This window comes from Amycolatopsis orientalis DSM 40040 = KCTC 9412 (assembly GCF_000478275.1).
GTDB classification, from domain to species: domain Bacteria; phylum Actinomycetota; class Actinomycetes; order Mycobacteriales; family Pseudonocardiaceae; genus Amycolatopsis; species Amycolatopsis orientalis.
The window spans coordinates 346,601-366,109 of the sequence record NZ_ASJB01000028.1; the positions used below are offsets into that span (position 1 = coordinate 346,601).

Genomic DNA, 19,509 nt, shown 5'->3' on the forward strand with positions numbered 1-19,509 from the left:
CGATCAGCGTCCGGTCAGCGCCTCACCCCGATAGGCTTCCTCCGGTGGGCGCATCCGTACTGAACGCGATCGATCCGCGCGAGGCGCTGACGATCCTCGGCTGTTCGAAGGGCAAGAACCGGGGCGGTGACGCGTCCGGCGGGACCGGCACGGTCTGGTCCGAGACGATGCTTCGCGCGCGGGCCGGGGTCCTGGCGAGGTCCCGGGTCGACGACGGTGGGCTGCGGCCCGCGTGGCTCCGCTACACCGGGCATTTCTACCGGAACGTGGGCCCCGCGCTGGGCGAGGCCGTCGAGAACGGGCGGACGCTGATCCTCAGCGGCGGCTACGGCATCCTGCGCGCCGACGAGCCGATCTCGTACTACGACCGGAAACTCAAGCTCGGCGACTGGCCCTCCGGCGTACTGGAAGACGCCGTCCTCGGGGAAGCCCGCCGGATCAGCGCGACGAAGGTGGTCACGTTCGTGTCCGCCAGTGCCGACTACGCGAAGCTGATCCGGCGCATCCCCTGGGGCGGAACGGAGTTCTCCGCCGTCCTGGTGACGATGGACTTCCACGGAGGCGGTGCGCAGATCGAGGTGCCGCGGCGGCTGGCCCGGGCCTTCAGCGCGTGGTGGCGCCGCTCGCCGTCGGACTACCCGCCGGGCATGGTCACCGAAGTACTCGGGTGAACGCCGTCACGGCCACTCGGCTTCGGACAACAGGCGCGCCGCACGGAGGAACGCCCCACGGTCGCCCGCGGGCAGCCGTCCGAGCAAACGTTCTTCCTGCGCCTGGATCTTCGACTGGGCCGACCTTCGCGCGGCGCGGCCCGCGTCGGTGATCCCCAGCAGCCGTACGCGGCGGTCCTTCGGATCCGGCTCGCGGGTGATCAGGCCGTCGTCCTGGAGCGTGTCGAGGGTGCCGATGATCCGGGTCTTGTCCGCGCCGATCGCCTTGGCGAGCGCGGCCTGCGTGCGGACCGGCCCGTCGTCGAGCGCGCTCAGCACCACGTAACCCCACATCGTCAGCCCGTGCTCGGCCAGCACCGGCTGCTCGGCGTTCATCAGCCGTCGCATCAGCCCGCCGAGCATCGCCGCGAGATCCGGCCTCCTCTGCTCCGCCATGCGCAGACCATACCGACCGGTGTCGCGGAACCGGTTGACGAACTCGTACGCATATGTAGATGATATGCGCATGCCTATCGATGAACTCCGCATCCTCGACGCCATCGTGACCCGGACGAGCCTGGACCTCGTCGCGAAGATCACTCCCCCCGACCTGACGAAGCCGACCCCGTGCAGCGCCTGGACCCTGCACGGCCTGCTGGCGCACATGGCGACGCAGCACCACGGTTTCGCGGCCGCGGCCGAGGGGGAAGGCGGTCTCGAACACTGGCGCCTGATCCCGCTGGGCGACGACCCCATCGCCACCTACCGCGCGTCGGTCAAGCGGGTGCTGAACGCCTTCGTCCCCCACGACCTCACCGACCGGAGGTTCCTGCTTCCCGAGTTCTCCACCGAAGTCACCTTCACCGCCGAACAGGCGCTGGGGTTCCATTTTGTGGACTACCTGGTGCATTCGTGGGACGTGGCGAAGACCCTGGGCCTGCCGGTCGAGTTCCAGCAGGAGGTGCTCGACGCCGGACTGAGGTTCGCCAAGTCGATCCCCGACGGGAAGAACCGCAAGGCGCCGGGCGCCGCCTTCGGCCCGGCCGTCGCGGCGACCGGACCGTCCGATTTGGACACGATCGTCGCACTGCTGGGCCGTTCGCCGTCATGGCCGGATCAGGTGGCCGCGGCGTGACGCACAGCCTCGAGGATCCGGGCGGTGACCAACTCCGGTTTCTCGAGGGACAACCCATGTGTGGTCTTGGGAACGACTTCGACTTCGATGTGCGGATTCAGCGAGCCGAGCCGGGCCGCCACCTCGCGGGCACGGTGGATGACACTGCGTTCGGCGACGATGATCCGGGTGGGTACGTCGATCGCCGACAATTCCTCGTCGCTGAACAGGTGCATCTCGGGTAGCCGCTGTTTGTACTTGAGCGCGGCGAACAGCAGGGGTCGCACGGTGTGCCGCACGTCCGGATCGCCGGACGCCACCAGCCGGAGCAGCCACCGGGGCAGGAACCAGAGGAAGATCTCCCGGAAGCTCCACCAGATGAAGCTGCGGCCGATCGTGCCGAATCCCGCGGCCTCGATGGTGACGACACCGGCGATCCGGCCGGTCGTCCGGGAAGCCAGGTTCAGCGCCAGCCAGCCGCCCCGCGAAACGCCCGCCAGGTGGACCTTTTCGTGACCGGTTCCCGCAAGGACCCCCTCGACGACCTCGGCGAGCCAGTCCGCGCAGTCCTCTGTGGACTCAATGGGGGCGGTCTGGATCGACCGCCCCGGCTCGCCGATCGAGTCGACGGCGTGGATCCGGTGCCGGGCGGCGAGTTCGGCGATATGCGGATACCAGGACAGCGAGGTGCCCATTCCGCCGGAAAGCAGCACGATCGGCGGACCGTCCTCCGGACCGCAACTCCGGACCCGGGTCGGGCCGAATCTCGTCTCGATGTCCCGTTCCTCGGCGGGCACCGGCCACTTCCGCAAGATCGCGTCATAGGTCGCGAAGAAGCGCTCCTCGGCCTTCTTGTCGGTGAACTCCCCCGGCATCGGACCTCCTCGAAGTTTTTATGGTGCACTTGCACCATAACAGCGGGTGGCCGTTCCTGCCAGCCCTCGCCGGCATGGCAGAGTGATCGCGTGCCGAAACGTGTCGACCACCAAGCGCGCAGGCGCGAAATCGCGGAGGCCCTCTTCCGGATCGCCGCCGCCCAAGGCCTGCAGGCGGTCACCCTGCGTGCGGTGGCCGCGGACGCGGGCATCTCGATGAACCTGGTCCAGTACTACTTCCCCACCAAGGAGGAGATGCTGCGGTTCGCCTGGCAGCGGGTCGTCGAGCTGACCGGCGAGATCGCCGGGAAGACCATCGGCGAGGCGATGAAGACGGGGGACGAACGCACCGTCGTGCGCGCCTACCTGACCGCCGTCCTGCCGGACGGCGAGCGACGCCGCATGCTGGCCGCGGTCCAGATCGCGTACTTCGCCGTCGACGTCACGCGCGGGAGCCAAGCTCCCGATCAGGAACCACTTCTGCCCCACCTGGTCCACGCGATCGCCGGCCTGCTCAAGGCGGCCCAGGAGAAAGGTGCCGTCCCGGTCCGCCTCGACCCCCTGCTCGAGGCGGACGCGCTCGCGACGATGTCCGCCGGTCTGGTCACGGGGATCATGGTCGGCGCCTACACGGCCGAGCGCGCGGCAGAGATCGTCGACTACCGGCTCGACGGAGTGTTCACCGGCGTTCGATGAGCGCCTCGATGCCGTCGAGGATGCGGCCGAGGCCGAACTCGACGTCGGCTTCCTCCATGCCCTCCTCGCCGTACGCCTCACCGGAAATCACGGCGGCGACGCGCGCATAGCCCCGCCCTTCGAGGCGCGGGCTGAGGAACGCGCTCAGCGCCCGGACCTGATCAGGCGGGCTCGCGTTCACGTCCCGGAGCAAGGAAGCCGTACTGCGAACCCAGCCGTCGACCAGTACGGCGCAGCCGGTCACGTCCTGGGCACTCAGCCCCGAGTCCGCCATCCCCGCGAGGAAGTTCTCCAGCCACCCGAGCAGATTCGGCGTACTCGGCGCCCTCCGCACCGGCAGGTCGATCAGCCACGGATGGCGGCGGCAGCGTTCGAGGAGCGCCCGCGCCCAGGCGGTGACCGCGGCGCGCCAGTCGCCGGACGGCGGCTCCGGCGGCGGCCCCCAAGCCGCCTCGGCCACCAGGACGAGCAGTTCCTCCTTGGAGCTCAGGTAGCGGTAAAGCGCGTTCGCGGTGATACCGAGTCGCTTGGCGATCGACGGCATGGACAGTGCGGCGTAGCCCTCCGCGTCCGCCTGGGCGATGGCCGCGTCGACGATCTGCTCGAGGCTGTATCCCGGCTTCGGCCCACGCCGGGGCGCCGGGGCGTGACCCCACGCCAGCGCGGTGCCCGGCGGCAGCAACTCGATCTCCACGTCGTCCATGGCCGCATTGTTGCACCCAAAACAGGTAAAGGCATACACTGTTCATGGCATACACAGTTACTTGACGAGTTGGGGGATCGACCATGACCGAACCGACCAGGCGGAACGTGCTCCGCGGGGCGGCCGCGCTGGCCATCGGCGGAGTCGCCGCGACGGCCGGCAGCAGGGGGACCGCGTTCGCCGCACCGGCACCGGCGACGCCGCGGTACCCCTTCGTCGAAGGTGCTTTCACACCGGTGAAAGAGGAGGTGACCGCGTTCGGCCTGCCCGTCACGGGCCGCATCCCGAAGGACCTCTGCGGGCGATACCTGCGCACCGGGCCGAACGTGCTCGGACTCGAAGACCCGCGCGCCCACCACTGGATGCTGGGCGAGGGGATGGTGCACGGCGTCCGGCTGCGCGACGGGAAGGCCGAGTGGTACCGCAACCGGTGGGTGCGTTCGTCCGGTGTCGCGGCGAAACTCGGCGAACGGTACCCGTGGCCGGTGCCCGCCGAAGACTTCGCGCCGAACACGCATGTGATCAGCCACCACGGCCGCATCCTCACCCTGCAGGAGTCCGGCGCACCGCCGTACGAACTCGACGGCGAGCTGAACACGTTGGGGCCGTTCGACTTCGGCGGTTCGCTCGAGGGCTCCTACACCGCGCACACCAAGTTCGACGCCCGCGCCGACGAACTGCACGCGGTGACCTATCACCCGACGTGGGATCACGTACGGCACCTGATGGTCGACCGGACCGGCCGCGTCGTGCGGACCACCCGGATCCCGGTCACCGACAGTCCGATGATGCACGACTTCGGGCTCACCGAGAACTACGTGGTCGTCTTCGACGTGCCGGTCACCTTCGACCCGCGGCCGGGCAAGGTCGTTCCCTACAAATGGAACACGGCCCATCCCGCCAGGGTGGGGGTGATGAAACGCGACGGCGGCCCGGTCCGCTGGTTCCCCGTCGACCCGGTGTTCTACTCGCACACCCTCAACGCCTACGAGCAGGGTTCGACGGTGGTGATCGACCTGACCACGATGCCGGCACCCTTCGAGGTGGCGGGCAACCAGGGCTTCGGCGGCCCGTCGGCGTCCGGTCCGCCGGTGCTGGAGCGCTGGACGATCGACCTGGCGCGCGGCCGGGTGCGGCGCCGTGTCCTCGACGACCGGCCGCAGGAGTTCCCGCGCGTCAACGAAAGCCTGGTGTCGCGGCGGCACCGGTACGGCTACTCGGCTTCGCCCGGTGAGCTCTTCGACGTCTATCTGGACAAGCCCGCCGGTTCCTTCGGCAACGCCCTGATCAAGCACGACCTGTACAACGGGCGCTCGGAAGTGCACCGCTTCGGCAAGGGCGCCGACGCGAGCGAAGCGGTCTTCGTGCCGTCGTCACACAGCCGGGCCGAGGACGACGGTTATGCCCTCGCCTATGTGAACAACCCCGACCGGAACGCCTCGGATCTGGTGATCCTCTCGGCCCAGGATTTCACCGCGAAACCGCTGGCGCGCGTCCACCTGCCGAGGCCCGTGCCGCTGGGCTTCCACGGCAGCTGGGTGGCCGACTGACGATCGGCGTGGTCACCGGCGTACGCACGCCGGTGACCACGCCGTCGGGTCACACCCCGGTCAGCACCTCCTCCAGCGCGGCGGCGGAATCCGGGTACCGCTCGATCAGGTCCAAGCCTCCGGACACGGTGCTCCCCCACGGCTCGTCACAGCCCAGCAAGCTCGCGACGGCGTCGCAGGCCGCCGGATGCGCGGCGAGGAGCGCGAGGCCGCTCCCGCCCGCTTTCCTCGGTGCCGCGGGGAGTTCCGGCTGGGTCTTCCATGGCGGGACCCATTCGTCGAGCGCCGCCAGACGGCCAGGGAAGAGCCGTCCCGCCTCGCGGACGAGCAGCGGCACGAGTTCCGCGCCCCGCGACCGCAGTGTGGTGATCAACGTCGGCAGCCAGGGAAGCAGCAACCTGTCCGGGAGTTCGGCGAAGGCGCTCGACACCGCCTCGACGACGAAGTCGGCCAGCCCCGGCGCCGGTTCCAGCGCGTGGACGAACCCGCTGAGATACTTCGGATAGGCGGGCAGCACCAAGGGATTGGCCAGCAGCCCGGCGCAGCGCTCACGCAGTTCCGCGCGCGACAGCCTGCCGAGCTGGACCTGGGCCGCCCACAACAGCGCCACCTTCGACGGCTCCCGCGGATGCGAACCGGCGATCGCCAGCTCCAGCTGCGTGCGGTCGCAGCCCAGCGACAGGGCGAGCGCCTCCATGCTGAACAGGAAGCCGAGCATCGCGGCGACCTGCTCGACCCCCGCCTCCTCGTCGGCGAAGGCCACCGGCAGCAGGGTGCAGTAGTGCGCGTACCCCGTCCTGACGAACTCCTCGATCCACCGGGGCAGGACCGGTTCACTGGTCCGGTAGTGCGCCAAGAGGCGGCGCACCCGCCGCAGCACTTCCGGCGCGCCGTCGACAGTGCGTTCCGTCGCCAGCACCTCCAGCGCGCGGGTGCCCAGCTCTCCCGCCAGCCGGGCGCTGCGAAGATAGAGCGTCGCGTCCTCGACGGCACCGAGCACCTTCGCCGCGGTGGCCCGCGGGTGGTAGGCGGCGCGCCGGAGCCGCTGCTCCAGCACCTGCTCGATGCTGACGCCCTCGTAACCCAGCTCGATGAGGGCTCGCTGATGGGTGCCCAGCGCCAGATCCCACGATTCCTGGATCGGCCGCTCCCCGAGCCGCCGCTCCCCCATGATCGGGCGGGCCGCGCCCTGGGGCATCAGGTACCGCAGCATCCACAGCAGATCGGAGCAGGGCTCCAGCTCCGGCCGCGAGGCGATGTCGAGCAGCGCCCGCTGCACGCCTCGTTGCTGCAGCTTGAGGTTCAGCGGTTCCAGCCTGTCGTGCACGTCGCGCGCCAGCGGCGGGAGCGCGTCGTACCCGACCTGCCCGATCCGGTCGCCGCCCATCATGATCTCGACGAGACGGCGCACGTCGCGCCTGCCGGGTACGACGTCCTTCTCGATGCAGGTGACCGCCGCGTCCTGGAAGTCGTACGGCGTCGGCTTCGCCCGGTCGCGCAGGCCCGCCAGCAGGATCGACGTCTCGAACACCGCGATGGCGTCCGCCGTCGAGGACAGGTATCCGTTGCGGCGCGCCGCGCGCACGATCTCGACCGACCAGCCCAGCAACTCGGCCTCGTCCAGCTTGTCCAGGACCGGTGGCCGCCGCAGGAATCCGGACAGGTGATCCGAGGGCGCCGGATCCTGCGCGGGCGAGGGCAGCTCCACGGTCTTCTTCCGCTTCGGTCCGCCCACCTGACCGTCGAGCTGGAACTGCTTCACCCGGGTGCGCTTGAGGTTCTTCGCCCACTCGGTCGCGGCGATCGACACCGAACCCCCTGCCAGGCCGAACTGCGCCTCGATCGACGCGTGGCTCGACGGGATCAGGCCGTACTGCCAGGTGCTCGCGCTGCGCGGGCTGATCACGAACCCGTCCGCGCCCTCGGCACCGAACTCCGCGACCCGGCTGGCCGCGTGGAAAGCGCCACAGACGTACAGGCAGTCGGCGGGATCGGCGCCCGACGCGGCCAAGTGCTCGCGCATGCGGGTCCACATGTAGCGCTCGCGGTCCTCGTCGACACGCACCTGGCGGGTGTCGCCGGGTGCGAGCCGCCGGAACAGGCTGCCGATCAGGAACATGACCTGGCGGTAGGTGTCGTGGTCGCTGTCCCCGAGTGGCAGTTCGACGTACTGGTGCCACCACTCCGACCAGTGCCGCACCCGTCCGTGCCGCAGCAGGTGATCCTCGAGTTCGGCGAACCGTGGCCGCAGGTCGCCGATCTCGACACCGACCGCGTCACCGTGTAGTGCGGCCTCCTCCTCGGCGGGTGCCGCGTCCGGCTCCGCGGGCGGTTCGCGTTCGTCCCACTGGAAGACGTGGTCGGCCGACCGGTCGACGAGGACGAGCTCGACACCCGGGGTGTCCAGCGCGTAGGCGATCGCCTGGTACTCGGCGGAAGCCTCGGTGATCGGCGCGACAACCGACAGCGGAGCCCACTCGGCGGGGAAGCCCTTCACCTCGGTCGCGAACGCCTGCACCGCCACGGGAAGACGGCAGTTGCGCAGCTCGGTCAGCAACGGGGCCATGTCCTCGCACAGTTCGAGGTAGACGACCTTCGGCTGCTTCTCCCGCAGCCGCCGTGCCATCGCCACGGCCGAAGCCGGGGAATGGTGGCAGACCGGGAAGATCTCCAAGGGCTCCCGCACGGCCCTGTCGACGTCGTCGACGAGGCCGAGCAGGATGCCCTCCAGCGCGCCCGGCCCGTCGGCGAAGGCGGCCGCGGCCTCCTGCAACTGGCCGCGTAGCGCCTCGAAGGCGCCGCTCACGAGAGGGTGGCGATCGCGTCGCGGCCGCCGTCGAGGAACTCCGGCCAATCCCCGCCTTCGTCCTTGCTGCGCGGCTCGACCACGCCGTGCAGGTACTTGTTGAGAATCGCCAGATCCTCCGGCTCACGACGGGCGAGCGAGCCGACCAGCGACGACGCGAGCGTCCGGGCGGTCAAGGCCCGCTCGCCGAAGAAGTTGCTGTGCAGCACCGCGTCTTCGAGTACGCCGATCTGTTCGGCGGTGGACAGCGCGGACTCCAGCTTCTCGTCGTCGCTGCCCGCCGAGGCCGCCGCGGCGCGCAGGTCGCCGAAGCTGCGCAGCAGCACGTCGAGCAGCGTCGGCGGCACATCCAGCTCGATCTGATGGCGGCGCAGGAGTTCCTCGGTGCGGAACCGGACGATCTCCGCCTCGCTCTTCTTGTTCGTCACCACCGGGATGCGGACGAAGTTGAACCGGCGCTTGAGCGCGGAGGACAGATCGTTGACGCCGCGGTCGCGGCTGTTGGCGGTGGCGATCACGGAGAAGCCGGGCTTGGCGAAGACGATGCCGTCACTGTCCAGTTCCGGCACCGAGATGTACTTCTCGGACAGGATCGAGATCAGCGCGTCCTGCACGTCGCTGGTGGACCTGGTCAGCTCCTCGAAGCGGCCGATCGATCCGGCCTCCATCGCGGTCATGATCGGCGACGGGATCATCGACTCGCGGGATTGTCCCTTCGCGATGACCATCGACACGTTCCACGAGTACTTGATGTGGTCTTCGGTGGTCCCCGCCGTGCCCTGCACGACGAGCGTCGAGTTGCGGGAGATCGCCGCGGCCAGCAGTTCGGCGAGCCAGCTCTTGCCGGTGCCGGGGTCGCCGATCAGCAGCAGCCCGCGGTCGGAGGCGAGCGTGACGATGGCGCGTTCGACGATGCTCCGGTCGCCGAACCATTTCTGCGAGATCTCGCGGTCGAGGCCGTCGGCGCGCTCGGCGCCGAGGACGAACAACCGCACCATCTTCGGGGACAGACGCCAGGCGAACGGTTTGGGGCTGTCGTCGATCGACTCCAGCCAGTCCAGCTCTTCGGCGTACTTGAGTTCGGCGGGGGCGCGCAGGACGTCGGACATGTCTTGCCTTTCGGGAAGTTCAGGAGGTGAGGAAGGTCTTGAGTTCGTGGACGAGCTTGGTGATGTGGCCGGAGATCACCGGCGTGCCCAGATCCTTGAAGCGCTCGCGGAACCACGGGTTCACGCTGCCGCGGCCGGCACTGGTGACCGAGCCGACCGGGATGAACTTCGCCCCGGACCGGTGGATCGCGGCCATGTTCTCGAAAAGCTGCTCGACGCGGGTCTCGTAGAAGTCGGAGATCCACACCACCACGGTGTTGGCGGGTTCGGCGATCTTCGGCCGGGTCAGCTCCATCGCGACCATGCCGTCGTTGCCACCGCCGAGATTGGTGCGCAGCAGGGTTTCGAACGGATCGTGCACCCATGGCGTGAGGTCGAGCGCCTGGGTGTCGTAGGCGATCAGATGAACGTCCACTTTGGGCAGTCCGGCGAAGATCGAGGCCAGCACGGCGCAGTTGACCATCGAGTCGACCATGGAACCGGACTGGTCGACGACCGCGATGAGCCGCTGTGGCGTGGTCTTCTTCGCGGTCTGCTTGTAATACAGGCGATCGACGTAGAGCCGCTCCTCTTCCGGGCTCCAGTTGGTGAGGTTCTTCCAGATGGTGCGATCGAGGTCGAGATTGCGGAACACGCGTTTGGGCGGGACCGACCGGTCCACCTTGCCCGTCGACGCCTTCTCGACCTGGGTGCGCAGGACCTCCGCGATCTCGTCGACGTAGCGGCGGATCAGCGATTTGGCGTTGGCCAGCGCCACCCCGGACAGATTGTCCTTGTCCCGCAACAACTGTTCGATCAGTGACATACTCGGGGTCAGCTTCGCCGCGAGCGCGGGATCCGCGAGCACCTCGCGCAGGCGCATCCGTTTGACGAGGTCGGCCTCGATCGAACCGAGTTCCGGGCCGATCGCCGGAAGCAGCGTGCTCAGATCGGGAGTCCCGCCCCCGCCGGTGCCGCCGAGCCCGGTCGGGGTCCCGCCGGGACGGCCACCGCGCAGTTCACCCGGACGGCAGCCCAGCGCGCGTTCGAGCCAGCCCGCGTCGGCCTGCCAGCGGGACAGCTGCCCCGCCGTCACCGTGGCGGGTGCCGCGGCGAAGACGTTGAGCAGCACCTTCGACACCAGCGCCGCACGCCGTACTTCCGCGGCCTTGTCCCGGCCTTCCCCGGCTTCGGGGACCATCAGCCCGTCGAATTCGGCGGCGAGGCCGGGATGGCGCTGGACGATCGAGTCGACGGCGACGTTCGGGTCCAGCACCGCGGAAGGCAGGCCGATGTCCTCGACCACGGCCATGCCCGCCGATTCGAGGGTGGCCTGCTCGTTGGTGTCGAAGAGCCGGGCGAGCAGCCGCCAGTACAGGACCTGGCGGCGGTTGTCCTCGGGTTCGGTCATTTCCGCAACAGCCTTCCGGCGCGTTCCCGCAGTACGGCCGCGGCGTCGGTGGCCGCCTTCTCGGCTTTCACCCCGGCCTTGTCCGTGGTGCCGCCCGCCCACGCTCCCGCGTGCACGGCCGTCGTCTTCTTGCGCACGGTGGTCTCGACGGCGAGCGGCTGGAGCCGGAAGCCACCGTCGTCCCAGCGGATCAGGCCGACACACGCGCCGGAACCCGCGACCGCTTTCGGGGTCAGTGGACCGGCGGCGGGGATTCGATCGGTGTCGACGGCCAGGCGGTTCCCGGCGAACACGAAGGTGAGCGCGTCTTCGTCGCCCTCGGTGGTGTAGCCCTCCAGGAAGACCGGAACGGCGATGCGCGCCGGATGCCGGTCCAGTGGCGCGACCACCGGCGCGGTGGCGGTGGACAGGGCGACCCGCGCGGTGGCGAAAGCGTCCGCCGCCTCACCGGGCCGGGCCTGCTCGTCCCCCCACAGAAGATCGCCTTCCGCGGTGACCGACATGTCGACGATGTCCATCGAGCGGCCCTCGCTGACCGCCGCGAGCAGGGACAGCCGCGGGCGCAGCAGCTGCCAGATCCCCGCACCGATGACCGTGTCCGGTTTCGGCGCCGTCACACTCGCACGCACGAGCCGCGCCGCGCCGCCGTCTTCCGGTTCGAACACCGCGTGGACCTGCGCTTGTGCGGCTGTCGCGTGTTCGAGCAGGTCGACCCCGAGCGGGAGGAGGCGGCCCGTCACCGTGCCGGCGACAGGCGTCGCCGCGACGCCGGGCACTGTCAGCAGCATTCCGCGTGACCAGAGATCACCCCAGCGCCGGACCGGGACGCGGTCCAGCGCAGCTCCAGGACAGGACGCGGCGAGTTCGGCCGCGAAGCCGTCGAGCAGGACGGCCGGGCGGCGCAGGCCGGGTTCGGCGAGCAGCGCGGAAATCACCGGTGCCGAGGCCGAAACGAGGTCGTGCTCGAGACCCCGCCATCCGGCGCGGGCCAGATCGGAGAGCCAGGACCGGGCGGCCGCCAGCAGATTCGGTGACCCGGCCTCCCCGGTGCCCGGGACGACCTCCTCGCCGGACGGGCGCCCGGTGGCCTCGGCGAGCCGGGTGAGCAGCGCGTCGTGCACCGAGCCGAACACGGCGATCCTCGCCGCGGCAAGGGAAACGAAGTGTTCCTCCCCCGCGGCCCCGGCGGCGGCCTTCTCGGCGGCCTCGGCGACCCGCGCGGCCAGCGGCGAACCCGCGACGGCGTCGGCCAGTTCGGTCAGCCCGGCGACGTTCTGTGGCCGCGACAAGCCGCCCACCAGCACGTGATCGAAGGCGTCGACCGCCGCCAAAGCCTCGTCCAGCCCGGCGACGGGATCGGTGAGCAGATCGATCCGCATCATCCCACCGCCCTGGTCGGCGGGAACCACTGCAGCTCCGGCACCGGCGCCGTCGAGGGCTCGAACTCCAGATACGCCAGATGCCGCAGGAACTGGCTGAACACCGACGCGGCGGCGGTGCTGTCCCCCTGCGACGGACGTGCGGCGATCATGACCTGCGAAACGGCCTGCGCCGTCAGCTCCTCGGCCGCGACCTCCACCCGCAGGTACCGCGCGACCCGTTCGACGCCGTACTGCAGCGCCGCTTCGTTGAGCAACGCGAGGATATGGTTGCAGAACATGCCCCTCGCGCCACCGCAGGGACGATTGTTGTTGGTACTACAGGCGAATTCGTACGTACCGGCGGCGACCGACGAGACGTACACCCGCCCGATGTCCGATCCGCTGGACACCACGCCCTGCACCCGTCCGTCGGCCAGTTCGACGAACGGGACCTTCGCGAGCTTGCGCGGGCGGGCCGGTGGCAGCACCCTGGCCGTACTCGCTCTTTCCCAGTCTGACAACGCATCTTCTCCTTGCGGGCGCCTCGGTGGGGACTGGGAAGAACCTAGCGGGAGGCACCGACAATTCCGATCAGGTCCGCCGCGAGCCCTCCTGAGGTGCGCGCTCGCGCCCGGCGGCGGGGGCAGCTGCGGGGTGGCGTGGGCTGAAGGGGCCCTTCACCGCATCGCATGCGGCGAAAGCGCCCTTCACCGCATCGCATGCGGCGAAGGGCCCCTTCAGCCCCCCGCGGTCAGGACCACAGGGCCCACATCACGGGATCAGGGGGTGCGGTGCGCCGCGATGTGGTCGCGGTACCAGTGGTAGCTGGCCCGCGGGGTGCGCCGCTGGGTCGGATAGTCGACGTGCACCAGCCCGAATCGGTGCTTGTACCCATGCGCCCACTCGAAGTTGTCCAGCAGGGACCAGCAGAAGTACCCGCGCAGGTCGACCCCAGCCGCCACGGCCGCCCGGGCCGCTTCGACATGCTCGCGCAGGAAGGCGATGCGCTGGTCGTCGGCCACCAAACCCCGCTCGTCGGCGAGGTCCGGGTACACGCAGCCGTTCTCGGTGACGTACATCGGAGGCAGCCCCGGATATTCGTCGCGCAGGCCGACCAGGGCGTCGGTCAGGCCGTCGGGCTCGACGGGCCAGCCCATCCCCGTCCGCGGCACGTCGGGCAGGCGGGTCGTGTCCACCCCGATGTCGGCCGCCGTGCGCCGGGCCGGGTCCGGCTCGCGGTGCGGCGCGTCGGCGACGTGGAGCCGGTAGTAGTAGTTGACCCCCAGGTAGTCGAGCGGCTGCCCGATCGTCTCCAGGTCTCCGTCGCGGCGGAAGGAGAAGTCCGAGACGCCGTCGAACATCGCGGTGAGCCCGGGCGCGTACCGGCCGCCGAACAGCGGGTCCGTGAACTGGCGGCGCAGCAGCGTGTCCTGCCGGGCGGTCGCGGCGATGTCCGCCGCCGACGGGGACACCGGCACCGCGGGCGACTGGTTGAGCACGATCCCGAACCGGTGCCCGGGCCTCGCCTGCGCCCGCATCGCCCGTGTCGCCAGACCGTGGCCGAGCAGCAGGTGATGGGCCGCGGCGAGGGCGCCGTGCCCCTCCCGCGCACCAGGCGCGTGCCGTCCTTCGCCGTAACCCGCGATCGCACACGGGTACGGCTCGTTCAGTGTCGTCCACTGGTCGACGACGTCGCCGAGTTCGTCGTGCACCAGCGCCGCGTACTCGGCGAACCGCTCGGCGGTGTCGCGCGCACGCCAGCCGCCTTCGTCCTCCAACGCCTGTGGCAGGTCCCAGTGGTACAGCGTCAGGAACGGCTCGATCCCCCGCGCCCGCAACGCTTCCACGACGCGCCGGTAGAAGTCGATCCCCCGCCGTTCGACGCGGCCGCGCCCGGACGGCTGGATCCGGGGCCAGGACACCGAAAACCGGTAGGAGTCGACGCCGAGGCCGGTGAGCAGGGCGAGATCACGCGGCCAGTGGTGGTAGTGGTCCGCCGCCGGTTCGCCGGTGTCGCCGCCCGCCACCGCACCGGGCACGGTCGCGAAAGTGTCCCAAATGGACGGTCCGCGTCCATCGGATCGGGTGGCGCCCTCGATCTGGAACGCCGAGGTGGCGACGCCCCAGCGGAAGCCGGGCGGGAAGGTGGATGTCACGGTCAACTCCGGGAGGGTCAGCCCTTGAGCGCGCCCTGCATGATGCCGCCGACGATCTGGCGGCCGAACAGCAGGAACACGACGAGGACGGGGATGGTGCCGATGGTCGCGGCGGTGAGCACAAGGGTGTAGTCGGTGGTGTAGCCGCTGGCCAAAGTGGACAGTGCGGTTTGGACGGTCGGGTTCTCCGGCACCAGCACCACCAGTGGCCAGAAGAAGTCGTTCCACGCCTGCATGAAGGTGAACAGGCCGAGTACCGCCGCGGCCGGGCGGGCGGTGGGCAGGGCCACGTGCCAGAACAGCCGCAACGATCCGCAGCCGTCCATCCGCCCGGCCTCCAGCAGTTCCAGCGGCAGCGCCCGTTCGAAGTACTGGCGCATGAAGAACACGCCGAACGCGGTGACCAGGCCGGGCACGATCACCGCCTCCAGCCGCCCGGCCCAGCCGAAATCGGCCATCATCATGTAGAGCGGGACGACGCCCAGTTCGGTCGGGATCGCCTGGGTGGCGACCACGAGCAGCAGCAGCGCGGTCCGTCCCCGGAAGCGCATCTTGGCGAAGGCGAACCCGGCGAGCGTCGAGAACAGCACCACCGAAACGGTGATGGTGCCCGCGACGATGAGCGAGTTCCCCAGTGCCAGCGCGAAATCCGTCTCGTCGAAGACGCGGGCGATGTTCTCGAACAGATGCCCGCCGGGTACCAGGACCGGCGGCACGCTGCCGACGGCCTCCGGGGTCTGCGACGAGACGACGAGCGACCAGTACACCGGGAAGGCGGAACCGGCCAGGATCGCGATCAGCGCGGCGTAGGTCCACGGGCTCGCGACCCGCCGCACGAGCCGCCGGGCCCGCCCTGGCGGGACCGGCGGCGCGGGCGCGGCGGGGGTCAGCACGGAGGTCATTTCGCTCCTCAGTCCGTTTGGATGCGCCGGGTCACCAGGTACGACACGCCCGCGACGAGCATCGTCGCGACCGCCAGCACCAGCGCGATCGCCGAGCTGTAGCCGAAGTCGTACTTGGTGAAACCCTGCTCGTAGAGGTAGAGCGCGGCCGTCTGGAACTGCCGGTCGGAGCCACCGGTCGCGGCGGCGGTGCCGGGGTTGAACAGCAGCGGCTCGGCGAGCAGCCGCATGTTCCCGGTCGTCGCGATCACCGTCGAGAAGATGATCTGCGGCCGCAGCAACGGCACGGTGATCCGCCAGAACTGCTGCCACCCGCGGGCGCCGTCGAGGGTGGCGGCCTCGTACAGGGCCGACGGGATCGCCTGCATCGACGCGAGGAAGATCAGCGCGTGGTAGCCGGTCCAGCGCCACACCACCATCGCCGCGATGGCGGTGTGCGAGCTGGCGGTGCCCGCCTGCCAGTCGATCTGGCCGGCACCGAACCAGCCGAGCACCCAGTTGACGAGGCCGAAGTCCCGGCCGAACAGCTGCGCGAAGATGATCGTCACCGCCGCCACCGAGGTGATGTTCGGCAGGATCATCCCCATCCGGAACAGCGTCCGCCCGCGCAGCCGGCGGTTGAGCAGGTGCGCGATGCCGAGCGCGAACAGGATCTGCGGGATCGTGGTCAGCAGCCACAGGCTGACCGTGTTCCCCATCGCGTTCCAGAAGTACGGGTCGTGGAACAGCAACTGTTCGTAGTTCCCGAAACCGATGAACGTGGCGCCCTCGGCGTCGAGCAGGTTGCGCTGCTGCAGCGAAACGAACGCCGTGTAGAGCAGCGGGAACAGCCCGAAGACCCCGAAGATCAGGAAGTACGGGCTGATGAAGCCGAACGGCGACAGCTTGACGTCCCAGTTGTGCCGCCGGTCGGCGAAGCTCAGCGTCTTTCCCGCCATCACTTGATCTTCGCGACGTCACCGACCAGCTGCTGCCACGCCGCCGCGCCGTCCTGCTTGCCCTGCTCGACGCGCTGCATCGCGCTGCCGAACTCCGTCTGCACGTCACCGGCCTTCGGGCCCTGGTACTGCGGCTTCAGCTTCTTCGCCGCGTCGGTGAAGAGCTTGCCGACCGGTGCGCCCGAGAAGAACGGGTTCGTGTAGCCGGTGATCTTCGGATCGTCGTAGAGCGACGGCGTCGAGGGAAGCAGGCCCTGGCTGGTGAAGACCTTCGCCTGCTGTTCGGGCGCGGTCAGCCACGCGGCGAGTTCGGCGGCCTCCTTGGTGTGCTTGCCCTGCTTGGGGACGGTCAGGTACGAGCCGCCCCAGTTGCCGCCCCCGCCGGGCACGGTCGCGACGTCCCATTTACCCGCCGTGTCCGGCGCCTGGTCCTTGATCTTGGTCATCATCCAGGCGGGGCAGGTGACGGTGGCGAACTGGCCCTGGGTGAAGCCGGTGTTCCAGGTCGGCGTGCTGTAGAGCAGCCCGGCGCTCAGGTTCGCCTTGACGGCGTCGACGACAAGGTCCCAGCCCTGCCGCAGCGCCTGGTTGCCCTCCAAGACGATCTTGTCGCTCTGGTCGTAGTACCCGACCGGCGCCTGGCCGACGATCGCGTTGAGCACGGTCGGGCCACCGTCCATCCACTTGACCCCGTTCGGCGCCTTGGCCTGGAACCGCTTCCCGGTGTCGAAGAACGCCTGCCAGGTCGGCCAGAGCGCGGAGACGGCGTCGCGATCGGCGGGCAGTCCGGCGTTCTGGAGCAGGTCGCGGCGGTAACAGATGGCCAGGCCGCCGACGTCGGTGCCGTAACCGATCTGCTGTCCGCCCTTGGCCAGCGACGCCGACCATTTCCAGTCCAGCCAGCGATCCTTGAGCTTGTCGCCGCCGACGGTGTTGAGGTCGACGAACTTGTCCGGCGTGGCCTTGAACTGCGCGACGTATCCAGTGTCGACCGCCTCGATGTCCGCGGCTCCCCCGCCGGTGGCGAGATGCGCGGCGATGTTCTTGTGGTGGTCGGAATAGGCCGCGGTCCGTTCGGTGATCTCGATGTCCGGATGCGCCGCCTGGTACTCCTTGAGCAGCTCGCTGTAGCCGAAGTTGCCGAACAGGCCGAGGCTGAGCTTGATCTTGCCGCCGCCGGCGCCGTCGTCACCGCAGGCGCTCAGCGCGGTGACCGCGGCCAGGGTGACGCACACCCCGGCGAGCAGGCGGGTACGGCGGTTCCTCGTTTTCGGGCGCATGAGATCTCCGTTGTTCTGCGGGGCGCACGGGGACACCGCGGCCGGGGACCGGCCGGGGCGGGAAACGTGGCACCCATGAGAGCGCTCCCAACGTTGAACAGTCAAGTAACGAACTTGTAACGGCACTGAGCGTTTTCGCTGTAGGAGATCATGTGCTAGAGATGTAACCGGTTACACGCCAGGAGGTCAGCATGGTCACCGCCCGCGAGGTCGCCCAGCTCTGCGGGGTCTCCGTCGCCACCGTCTCGCGGGTTTTCAACCGCCCCACCACGGTCAGCGCGCCGACCCGGGAACGCGTCGAACGCGTCGCCCGTGAGCTCGATTTCTCGCCGAACGAATCGGCGCGGGCGCTGTCGCGGCAGCGGTCGGCGATGATCGGGCTGGTCTGGGACACCGACCACCGCCGCCCCGGCTGGCGGCATCCGTTCCTGCAGGATCTGTTGCTGGGCCTCAAATCAGCGTTGAGTTCGCACGGCTACCACCTGCTGCTGCTCGCCACGAGCGACGACGCCCGCAACCGCACCGCCGGCGTCTCCCTCGCCGACCCGATCGCCTACGTCGGCATGACGCGCCGCCACCACCTGGCGGGACTGGTGCTGATCGACAGCGGCTCGGACGCCGAGGCGTTCACCGCGTTCGCCCAGTCCGGGCTGCCGTGCGTCGCGCTCGACGTGGCCGTTTCGGGGCCGAAGGCCACGTACGTGACTTCGGACAACGCCGCCGGTGCGAGCGAAGCCGTCCGGCATCTCGCCGCGCTCGGGCACGAACGGATCGCCACGCTCACCGGCCCGCACGGCAACGCGCCCGCCACCGCCCGCACCGAGGGCTATCTGCGGGGACTGGCGGACGCGGGCCTGCCGGTGCGCGACGACTACGTGGTCACCGGCGACTTCTACCGCGGAAGCGGCTTCGCCGGGATGCGGCGGCTGCTCGCCCGCGAGAACCCGCCGACGGCGGTGTTCGCCGCCAGCGACGAAATGGCGATCGGCGCCCTGCTCGCCGCCCGCGCGGCCGGGCTACGGGTGCCTGACGACCTGGCCATCGTCGGCTTCGATGACATCGAGGTCGCGGCACTGGTCGACCCCGCGCTCACCACGGTCGCCCAGGACAAGGCGGAGTTCGGCACCGCGGCGGCCGGGGCGCTGCTGGGCATGATCGAGAACGCGGCGGCGCCGGAGCCGGTGCTGCTGCCCACCCGCCTGATCGTCCGCGACTCCTGCGGCGCTCCCCATCGTCAGGCGACGGCCGCCGGGCCCCTGCTCTGATCACCTCCCGCGTTCGCCCAGCTGGGCGGCCAGATCGAGAAGATTCTCGGCGTGGAAGTCGAAGTGATCGGCCGGTGACGGCGGATCACCGACAGGCCTGGCGACGTAGGCGGTGCGCAGCCCGACGCGCTGCGCACCCCGCAGGTCCCACGCGTGGGCGGCGACCATCAGCAGCCGATCCGGCGGGGCACCGGACACCTTGACGGCCAGTTCGTAGACCGCCGGATCCGGCTTGTAGGTCCGTGCCTCTTCGGCGGAGAGCGCCTGATGCCAGCGGAGACCCGCGTTGGCGTTGATCCGGAGCAGGGTTGACCGGCAGGCATTGGACAAGCCGATCAAGGGGTGGTGTTCCGCGAGCCGGGCCAGCCCTTCCACAGTGTCCGGCCAAGGCGGCAGCCGTTGTCCCGCCGTGGCGAGCGCTTTTCTGTCCTTTTGGGACAGCTCTCCTCGGGATGCTTCAGCGACCAGCCGGGCCGCTTCGCGGTCGAGGACGTCGCTGGCGGCGAAGGCCCGGTCGCCTCCGACGATGCGCCGCTGCTCGGTCGCGATATGGCCTTGCCACAGCGCGACCAGCTCGTCCGGTTCGGCTCGCGGGGCGACCTCTGCGATGGCGGCGCGGATCCCCGCCGGTTCGTCCACGAGCGTGCCGAGTACGTCGAACACCAAAGCGTCGATACCCATGGACGTCACGATAGTGAGGTCCATGGGTACTCC

18 protein-coding genes are annotated in these 19,509 nt (G+C 69.8%); 5 read left to right on the forward strand and 13 right to left on the reverse strand.

All coding sequences use genetic code 11. The annotated features are described in order from the left end of the window. Positions 1–44: 44 nt before the first annotated feature. Positions 45–671 carry a YaaA family protein gene (locus tag L324_RS08010; RefSeq protein ID WP_037305385.1) on the forward strand — a complete coding sequence of 209 codons (627 nt, stop codon included), beginning with the start codon at positions 45–47 and terminating at the stop codon, positions 669–671. A 6-nt stretch (positions 672–677) separates the two neighbouring features. On the opposite strand, the gene L324_RS08015 is transcribed toward L324_RS08010, so the two are convergent. Further along, positions 678–1,106 (reverse strand): MarR family winged helix-turn-helix transcriptional regulator, encoded by a 429-nt coding sequence (locus L324_RS08015; RefSeq protein ID WP_037305386.1) that lies wholly within the window; start codon positions 1,104–1,106, stop codon positions 678–680. 70 nt (positions 1,107–1,176) lie between these two features. Between L324_RS08015 and L324_RS08020 the strand changes: the two genes are divergently transcribed. Then, entirely contained in the window at positions 1,177–1,785 is a 609-nt protein-coding gene (locus tag L324_RS08020; protein WP_037305483.1) for a TIGR03086 family metal-binding protein, read from the forward strand. On the opposite strand, the gene L324_RS08025 is transcribed toward L324_RS08020, so the two are convergent. Further along, positions 1,767–2,639 (reverse strand): alpha/beta fold hydrolase, encoded by an 873-nt coding sequence (locus L324_RS08025; RefSeq protein WP_037305387.1) that lies wholly within the window; start codon positions 2,637–2,639, stop codon positions 1,767–1,769. The genes L324_RS08020 and L324_RS08025 overlap by 19 nt on opposite strands. Positions 2,640–2,729: 90 nt before the next feature. Between L324_RS08025 and L324_RS08030 the strand changes: the two genes are divergently transcribed. Further along, positions 2,730–3,335 carry a TetR/AcrR family transcriptional regulator gene (locus L324_RS08030; protein WP_037305388.1) on the forward strand — a complete coding sequence of 202 codons (606 nt, stop codon included), beginning with the start codon at positions 2,730–2,732 and terminating at the stop codon, positions 3,333–3,335. On the opposite strand, the gene L324_RS08035 is transcribed toward L324_RS08030, so the two are convergent. Next, positions 3,319–4,038: a TetR/AcrR family transcriptional regulator gene (locus L324_RS08035; protein ID WP_037305389.1), complete on the reverse strand. Its 720-nt coding sequence runs from the start codon at positions 4,036–4,038 to the stop codon at positions 3,319–3,321. The genes L324_RS08030 and L324_RS08035 overlap by 17 nt on opposite strands. An 83-nt stretch (positions 4,039–4,121) precedes the next feature. Here L324_RS08035 and L324_RS08040 point away from each other — a divergent pair, with 83 nt between their 5' ends. Continuing rightward, positions 4,122–5,588: a carotenoid oxygenase family protein gene (locus tag L324_RS08040; protein ID WP_037305390.1), complete on the forward strand. Its 1,467-nt coding sequence runs from the start codon at positions 4,122–4,124 to the stop codon at positions 5,586–5,588. 49 nt (positions 5,589–5,637) lie between these two features. Here the strand turns inward: L324_RS08040 and L324_RS08045 are convergent, their stop codons facing one another. The 9 genes from L324_RS08045 to L324_RS08085 all read right to left on the reverse strand — a co-directional run bounded on the left by L324_RS08045 (position 5,638) and on the right by L324_RS08085 (position 17,530). Further along, entirely contained in the window at positions 5,638–8,394 is a 2,757-nt protein-coding gene (locus L324_RS08045; protein WP_037305391.1) for a DUF5682 family protein, read from the reverse strand. Next, entirely contained in the window at positions 8,391–9,503 is a 1,113-nt protein-coding gene (locus L324_RS08050) for an ATP-binding protein (RefSeq protein WP_037305392.1), read from the reverse strand. Before L324_RS08050 ends, L324_RS08045 begins: the two co-directional genes overlap by 4 nt. Before the next feature lie 19 nt (positions 9,504–9,522). Continuing rightward, positions 9,523–10,893 (reverse strand): VWA domain-containing protein, encoded by a 1,371-nt coding sequence (locus L324_RS08055; protein WP_037305393.1) that lies wholly within the window; start codon positions 10,891–10,893, stop codon positions 9,523–9,525. Further along, entirely contained in the window at positions 10,890–12,302 is a 1,413-nt protein-coding gene (locus L324_RS08060) for a hypothetical protein (RefSeq protein ID WP_037305394.1), read from the reverse strand. Before L324_RS08060 ends, L324_RS08055 begins: the two co-directional genes overlap by 4 nt. Next, positions 12,272–12,775 carry a hypothetical protein gene (locus tag L324_RS08065; protein ID WP_235783441.1) on the reverse strand — a complete coding sequence of 168 codons (504 nt, stop codon included), beginning with the start codon at positions 12,773–12,775 and terminating at the stop codon, positions 12,272–12,274. The genes L324_RS08060 and L324_RS08065 overlap by 31 nt, the downstream gene beginning before the upstream one ends. A 258-nt stretch (positions 12,776–13,033) precedes the next feature. Next, entirely contained in the window at positions 13,034–14,410 is a 1,377-nt protein-coding gene (locus tag L324_RS08070; RefSeq protein WP_037305396.1) for a GH1 family beta-glucosidase, read from the reverse strand. A gap of 17 nt (positions 14,411–14,427) precedes the next feature. Next, positions 14,428–15,312, reverse strand: a complete 885-nt coding sequence (locus L324_RS08075; RefSeq protein WP_037305397.1) for a carbohydrate ABC transporter permease — start codon at positions 15,310–15,312, stop codon at positions 14,428–14,430. 8 nt (positions 15,313–15,320) lie between these two features. Beyond that, a complete protein-coding gene (locus tag L324_RS08080) occupies positions 15,321–16,250 on the reverse strand; it encodes a carbohydrate ABC transporter permease (protein ID WP_037305398.1) in 930 nt (309 codons plus the stop codon). Next, positions 16,250–17,530 (reverse strand): ABC transporter substrate-binding protein, encoded by a 1,281-nt coding sequence (locus L324_RS08085; RefSeq protein ID WP_037305399.1) that lies wholly within the window; start codon positions 17,528–17,530, stop codon positions 16,250–16,252. Before L324_RS08085 ends, L324_RS08080 begins: the two co-directional genes overlap by 1 nt. Before the next feature lie 191 nt (positions 17,531–17,721). On the opposite strand from L324_RS08085, the gene L324_RS08090 reads away from it, so the two are divergent. Then, positions 17,722–18,795: a LacI family DNA-binding transcriptional regulator gene (locus tag L324_RS08090; protein WP_037305400.1), complete on the forward strand. Its 1,074-nt coding sequence runs from the start codon at positions 17,722–17,724 to the stop codon at positions 18,793–18,795. Here the strand turns inward: L324_RS08090 and L324_RS08095 are convergent, their stop codons facing one another. Continuing rightward, the gene (locus L324_RS08095) at positions 18,796–19,476 is read right to left on the reverse strand and encodes a haloacid dehalogenase type II (RefSeq protein ID WP_037305484.1); all 681 of its coding nucleotides are present in this window, start codon (positions 19,474–19,476) and stop codon (positions 18,796–18,798) included. Between the last annotated feature and the right edge of the window lie 33 nt (positions 19,477–19,509).